Annotated in this window: 6 protein-coding genes and 1 pseudogene (1 of these 7 only partly in view); 3 read left to right on the forward strand and 4 right to left on the reverse strand. The window is 59.6% G+C overall.

From position 1 onward, the window contains the following. Positions 1 to 128 precede the first annotated feature (128 nt). Positions 129 to 749 (reverse strand): SagB/ThcOx family dehydrogenase, encoded by a 621-nt coding sequence (locus CIK75_RS00020; protein WP_158225836.1) that lies wholly within the window; start codon positions 747 to 749, stop codon positions 129 to 131. A 333-nt stretch (positions 750 to 1,082) separates the two neighbouring features. Between CIK75_RS00020 and CIK75_RS00025 the strand changes: the two genes are divergently transcribed. After that, positions 1,083 to 1,592 (forward strand): ASCH domain-containing protein, encoded by a 510-nt coding sequence (locus tag CIK75_RS00025; RefSeq protein ID WP_096222923.1) that lies wholly within the window; start codon positions 1,083 to 1,085, stop codon positions 1,590 to 1,592. Positions 1,593 to 1,650: 58 nt separating this feature from the next. Here the strand turns inward: CIK75_RS00025 and CIK75_RS00030 are convergent, their stop codons facing one another. Beyond that, on the reverse strand, positions 1,651 to 1,947 hold the full coding sequence (locus tag CIK75_RS00030; protein WP_096222924.1) for a hypothetical protein: 297 nt from the start codon (positions 1,945 to 1,947) through the stop codon (positions 1,651 to 1,653). Between the two features lie 179 nt (positions 1,948 to 2,126). Here CIK75_RS00030 and CIK75_RS00035 point away from each other — a divergent pair, with 179 nt between their 5' ends. Beyond that, on the forward strand, positions 2,127 to 2,948 hold the full coding sequence (locus CIK75_RS00035; RefSeq protein WP_096222925.1) for an alpha/beta hydrolase: 822 nt from the start codon (positions 2,127 to 2,129) through the stop codon (positions 2,946 to 2,948). Positions 2,949 to 3,233: 285 nt separating this feature from the next. Here the strand turns inward: CIK75_RS00035 and CIK75_RS00040 are convergent, their stop codons facing one another. Both CIK75_RS00040 and CIK75_RS00045 read right to left on the reverse strand, forming a co-directional pair. Next, positions 3,234 to 4,319, reverse strand: coding sequence for an HNH endonuclease family protein (locus CIK75_RS00040; RefSeq protein WP_241895160.1), 1,086 nt, complete (start codon positions 4,317 to 4,319; stop codon positions 3,234 to 3,236). 200 nt (positions 4,320 to 4,519) lie between these two features. Next, on the reverse strand, positions 4,520 to 4,753 hold the full coding sequence (locus tag CIK75_RS00045; RefSeq protein ID WP_096222927.1) for a hypothetical protein: 234 nt from the start codon (positions 4,751 to 4,753) through the stop codon (positions 4,520 to 4,522). 442 nt (positions 4,754 to 5,195) lie between these two features. Between CIK75_RS00045 and CIK75_RS00055 the strand changes: the two are divergent. Beyond that, a pseudogene (locus CIK75_RS00055) lies at positions 5,196 to 5,262 on the forward strand (DUF932 domain-containing protein); it runs 616 nt beyond the window's last position.

The following is a 5,262-nucleotide window of genomic DNA, read 5'->3' on the forward strand; positions in this document are numbered from 1 at the left end:
CTCGCTGATAGCAAAATAATTAGGCTCTGGGATCTCCCCGACCCAAAGATGAACAAAGATCTCGCGCTCGAATAGAACATCTCATGAATGGCTACTAAACGCGTCGATTCGTTGCGGGACGACGCTATTTAGGCGGTCGGCCGCCCAACGCCCAAGACTCCTAGCACCTGATGCTGGGATGGAATGAGCGGGTTGCAATTGTTCGCCATCGCGTCGTCGTCGAGACCAGCGACCAAACACGTACCGAGATTTTGTTCGGCGGCCGACAAATAGACATTCTGGGCCGAATGACCGGCCTCCATCCAAACGAACCGCTCGCCATGCTCGGATGGCTGATCAGGGAACCGCAGTCGCGCGGCACTCATGTCAGCCGTCAAGAGTAGTAGTGCCTGGCATTCGGCGAGCCATTCACGCGCGTCAAGCGTTCCGCCGGCGACCGCTAGCCGATGGTCACCAAACGGACCAGCGGCAAGACGATGGCCAAGCGCGTCGTAACGGTAGCATCCCGGTTCCAGGTCGTTCACCTTACCGGCAACCAATGTAATACTGATCGGGTTGGTGGCCTTGGCCGAAGGGCACGATCGGCGTTGCGGCGTTGTCGTCCCGGCTGCGGCCCACAACAACCTCGCGATGTCTTCGAGGTTTAGGGCCTGATTGGCGTCGTACTTTTTTATAGACCGACGCGATGCCAGTAACTCGGCCAGGCCTGGCCGTGTCTCGACGCTAGGAAGTGCGAGAGCGGTATGCATGACCATATTCTGACACGTGTACCTCTCCCCCTGACCATGGGTAGGCCAGCACGACTCGTGGGATGCAACTGAGTATCCCAGCGAAGGTTCCCCAGCGGACGCGCCTATTGATGCCATGCGAGTTGTCGCTGATGGCGTTCAGGCCGTCTGGCGAAAGGACCGGCTTACGGGCATCTCGCGGCAGCGTTTTCGAGAGCGGGTTCACGCCTACCCGTGCCCGCTGTCGCCCGGTCTAGGGCAAGGCTTGCAGCCGAGAAGGCAGGAGGTCCGAACAAGCCCCTAGCCGAGAGCGAATTGCCGGAGCGGAGTGTCTTGTGCTGAGAGGATGAGTGCATGGATGAATACTCCCGCACTGCCACGACCCCGGATGTCACCGCTGCGGAAGCCCTCTGGGCCGACTATGCTCTCTCTCATCCTGAGGCCGTCCAGGCCTGCCCTGAATACACCGTTGAGAACTTTGGTGATTCCTTTCGTCTCGCCGACGAACTCTTGGGCGAGGTCGTACACGGGGCAAAGCGGGCGACGTCTGAGCTCGTTTCCGAATTCAGGGCGCGCGGCGATGAATTGCCAAGGGTTGGATCGCATTGGATCGCCTGCGATGGCGCTGGCGTGCCGCGCATTGTGATCCGGAGCACCGAACTGCGGATCGCTGCATTTGGAGACGTGGATGCCGCGTTTGCATTCGATGAGGGCGAGGGTGATCGGTCCCTGGAAAGCTGGCGCAGTGAGCACCGCCGGTATTGGGAGCGTGGCTGCGCGGCGCGCGGCGATGTTTGGTCCGAACAAGAGGAGATCGTGCTCGAACGCTTTCGGGTCGCGTGGCCTCGTGAGCTGGCTGACTAGACTTCGTGCCTAGCAGACAGTGACAGGCGCCGGTTGAACCTTCTCGCTGCGGGACTCGCTATTGGCCTGTACTTCCACGATTCTTCGCTGGCACGTGATCAGGGAAGTCTTCTGCGCCGATGCCCCCAACGCCATAGAAAGCTTCTACGAAAAGGCGAGCCTCCTCGACCAGCTCTCCGGAGGACATTCTCGAAACGTCGATGGATCGGGTACCTGTCCTGCCGATCGTGAAGCCGTAGGTTCCCTTACCTGGACCATTCAGCCAAGCAAAGTCGTAGCTGAGGCTCCCGCTTGGTTGGTATCTTTCGCTGATGCGGAACATCTCGTGGTCAATCGAGACTTCCAAGTTGTCCATGTGGCGACTTTAGTCTGATTCTCGAAAGGCCATCAGGTCTCGGCTGTTGTCGGTAGGTAGCGTCGGGCGACGGATCAGCCGAGAGATCCCGGCCAGCCACGCTCGCAAGCTGGCGTCCCGACGAGGGTTCCCCGTATGGGGTATCCAGTGCCGGGCTCCCTGAGGGCTACCTTTGAGGCATGACTTCCAACACGCGACCGTTGCATGAGTTCATCATTGACGTGGGATCGAGTGTGCAGATCAACTATTTTGATTCTGGCGGAGACGGCCACGCTGTCGTGATCCTTCATGGACTCGCCGGCAGTGCTAGGGAGTTCTTCCAGACAGCGGCTGCACTCCCTGGATTCCGAACGATCCTCATTGACCTGCGCGGGCACGGCCGCAGCACCCGCCGTCCCGATGACCTTTCAAGAGAGACCTTCGTCGACGACGTGGTTCACGTCATTGATGCAGTCGTTGGAGATCCTGTGACGCTTGTTGGGCAGTCAATGGGCGGGCACACTGCGATGCTTCTCGCCGCGGCGCGCCCCGACCTTGTGCACCAGCTAGTGCTGCTGGAAACCGGAGCCGGCAGCGGCAACCACATCCAAAACGAGGCCATGGGCGAATTCTTCTCTTCATGGCCAGTGCCCTTTGCGAATCATGCGGCGGCCCGCGAATTCCTCGGCGATGGCGCACTCGCAAAAGCCTGGGCAGATGACTTGGAGGAACGCCACGATGGTTTGTGGCCCAGGTTCGATCCAGAAGTGATGGTGTCGGCAATCAATGAAGTGTCAGTGCCGAGGTGGGAGGAATGGGAATCCGTCCTCGCGCCGACGTTGGTGGTTTATGGGGAGCACGGCATGTTTACCCCGGGCGAGAAATCCGAATTTGCCCTGCGCGGCCGAAACGTCCAACTCCATGATCTAGTTGGAGCCAGTCATGACGCACATCTTGACGCGTTCGATGAGTGGGTGTCCGTCCTGAGTTCGTTTCTGCCAACCAGACCAAGTGCCCGTTAGACGTTCCCCTTGCGTACGGCACGACACGGCGCAGGGCAGCAGCTTCGAATATTTCACTTTTTCACAAGCTACCTCCAACATGTGCAGGTCATGGGGAACCATGCCCTGCTGGAGTACGGACTTTCCGGACTTTCCCCCACGCCGTTCACAGGACCGCTCACGGGCCTATCTCAACATTGAGTTGACCCGTAGTCCTTCCAATCCCTTGGGGGACAGAGTGGCACTGCCGTGCAGGGGAATTTACGTGGAGCTGTCAGTGGCCTTTAGCCGAGCCATTGGGAGTACCTACTGTCTCCAGCGCAGGCGTTCGTCTGTACTGGAGGCCTTGCAGGTGTAGGTTTTGCCGTTCTTCTTGCCGATGCCTTTCTTCCCGGCATCGGCGCCCTTGCAGAATGTGCCTGGGGAAACCTGTGCTGCCGAACCTTTGCTAGTTGAGGGCTTCTTGCCATTGTTGGCTGGTGTCTTTGCCGGGGCTTTCTTGGTTGGTTTGCTGTGCGCCTGCTGGCCTTTCCCAGCCGGGGTGATGGGTTTGACCTTGGCAGCACGCTGGTCCGTGCACTTTCCCAGGACACGCTTCATGGCCTCTTTCTCGGGGGCAGTCACCGCAAGTGAGTACTTCTTCTTCACGCTGATCTGCGTGGCCACGTACTGGCAGCGGAATGGCTTATTCGAAGGCAGCCATTCAGCGGCGTTCTTATCGCCCTTCTGCCGGTTGGCCGATGCGTCGGAGGAAAACAGGTTTAACGGATCGTTGGCTATCGCGACCCTCTGTTCGTAGGAGAGCTTCTGTCCGCCGGAGATCCAGACATTCTTCAGGGCAACCATGTGATCGATGTCCACCAGGTTCGATCCGACCGACCAGTGGATCGTTTTGCCGGTGGATAGGTCGGCCAGGGTTCCGGAGGCAACCAGGCATTGGCGGGAGTCCTTGTACTTGAGGTTGGTCATGTCGCGGGTCAGGATGTCTTGTCTGGCATCGCAGCTGTTGCCGTCGGGGTCCTTCCAACCCGAGCCGAACTGACCCCCGCGGTCGTACCCGGTAGCCGGGGCCTTGCCTTTGACTGTGATCGTGTCCAGAACGTCCAGTGCTGCCGGCCCCTTTAGCGCGGGGCCAACGCGATGTCCTGGCTTTTTTGGTGCAGACTTGGCCGGCTTAGGTTTGCTGGTTGGTTTCGCCCACGTCCTGGATTCCGGTTTGGTGGCTTCTGGTGAAGTCGGCGCCGTGGTGCTGCTGGTCGGCCGCTGGCTTGCTGCAGAGGATTCGGCCATGACGTCGGAGGCCGGGGTCGGCGCACCGGGCTGTTCCGTGCCGCAGCCAGCGAGCGCCAGTCCTGCCAGTGCCGCAGTGGCTATAAATCGGGAAAGCTTCAAGTTGGTCCTGGTCCTTACAGGGGCTATTGATCCTGTGCCCCGTTGGCTTGTTTTCTAGTCCTCATCCGGGCCCGAGGCCGCGGATGATGTTGCTGGCCTTCTGGCGCCGGCATGCTTCACTCCCCACTGTTATCCCATGATCTGCGGGGAAGGCCGTCACTGCAGACGTGATCCATGCCTTCTCCCGCAGTGGGTGGCCCTCAGCCGGCGGGGTAGTAGTCGTCGCCAGTGGAGCGCCTGTAGGCATCGTTGGCTGCTTCCCAGAGACCCCATAGCCTTCCACGTTCTCTCTCTGCGGCTTCTCCTACCTCGAGGGTCACCCAGCGACCCGCGAGGTCACTGGAGGCGAGGAAGTGCGTGAGTGCCTCATGCGCTGCCTGAGCGTTCATGCTCACTTCCCTGAGCTGGTCGTCGATGATGGTCGCCGGTTCCATGCGTTCCTCCTACGTTCGTTGATCTGACCCAAGAAGACTAACAGACTAGAGAAAGTTTTTCTATGTTGCTTGACAAAAGAAAATCGACTGGCTTACGGTTCTTCTGTCAGGTCAACAGCCCCGCAATTCGGCGGGCGTCAACGTTTAGGAGTGCCTCATGGCTCACAAACTGGAAGTTTCGGCGAATGGTTCGGCAGCGTTCTTTGCGGCCCGTAAGTCCGCATGGCACCGTCTCGGTGTCGTCACCGAGGAAGCCCANNATGGCTGGGACGTGCATAAGGAGCCACTGCAAACCGTCGCCACGGCTGGCGATGAGATGGACGTACTGACCGTTCCGGATAAGTTCGCCACCGTTCGCACTCATCCCTTCACCGGCAAGCCGGATGTCCTGGGAGTCGTAGGGAAGGTCTACTCCCCCATTCAGAACGAGGAGCACTGCGATATGCTCAACGCGCTGGTCGATGCCTCCGGCGCGCACTTCGAGACGGCTGGTTCGCTGCGTGGTGGCC

Source organism: Glutamicibacter sp. BW78, from assembly GCF_002332245.1.
In the GTDB taxonomy this organism is placed as follows: Bacteria; Actinomycetota; Actinomycetes; order Actinomycetales; family Micrococcaceae; genus Arthrobacter_H; species Arthrobacter_H rhombi_A.

Bases quoted from the DNA above. Each gene is read 5' to 3' on its own strand.
- CIK75_RS00020 (WP_158225836.1), bottom strand. From the start codon at position 749: ATGCATACCGCTCTCGCACTTCCTAGCGTCGAGACACGGCCAGGCCTG.
- CIK75_RS00025 (WP_096222923.1), top strand. From the start codon at position 1,083: ATGGATGAATACTCCCGCACTGCCACGACCCCGGATGTCACCGCTGCG.
- CIK75_RS00030 (WP_096222924.1), bottom strand. From the start codon at position 1,947: ATGGACAACTTGGAAGTCTCGATTGACCACGAGATGTTCCGCATCAGC.
- CIK75_RS00035 (WP_096222925.1), top strand. From the start codon at position 2,127: ATGACTTCCAACACGCGACCGTTGCATGAGTTCATCATTGACGTGGGA.
- CIK75_RS00045 (WP_096222927.1), bottom strand. From the start codon at position 4,753: ATGGAACCGGCGACCATCATCGACGACCAGCTCAGGGAAGTGAGCATG.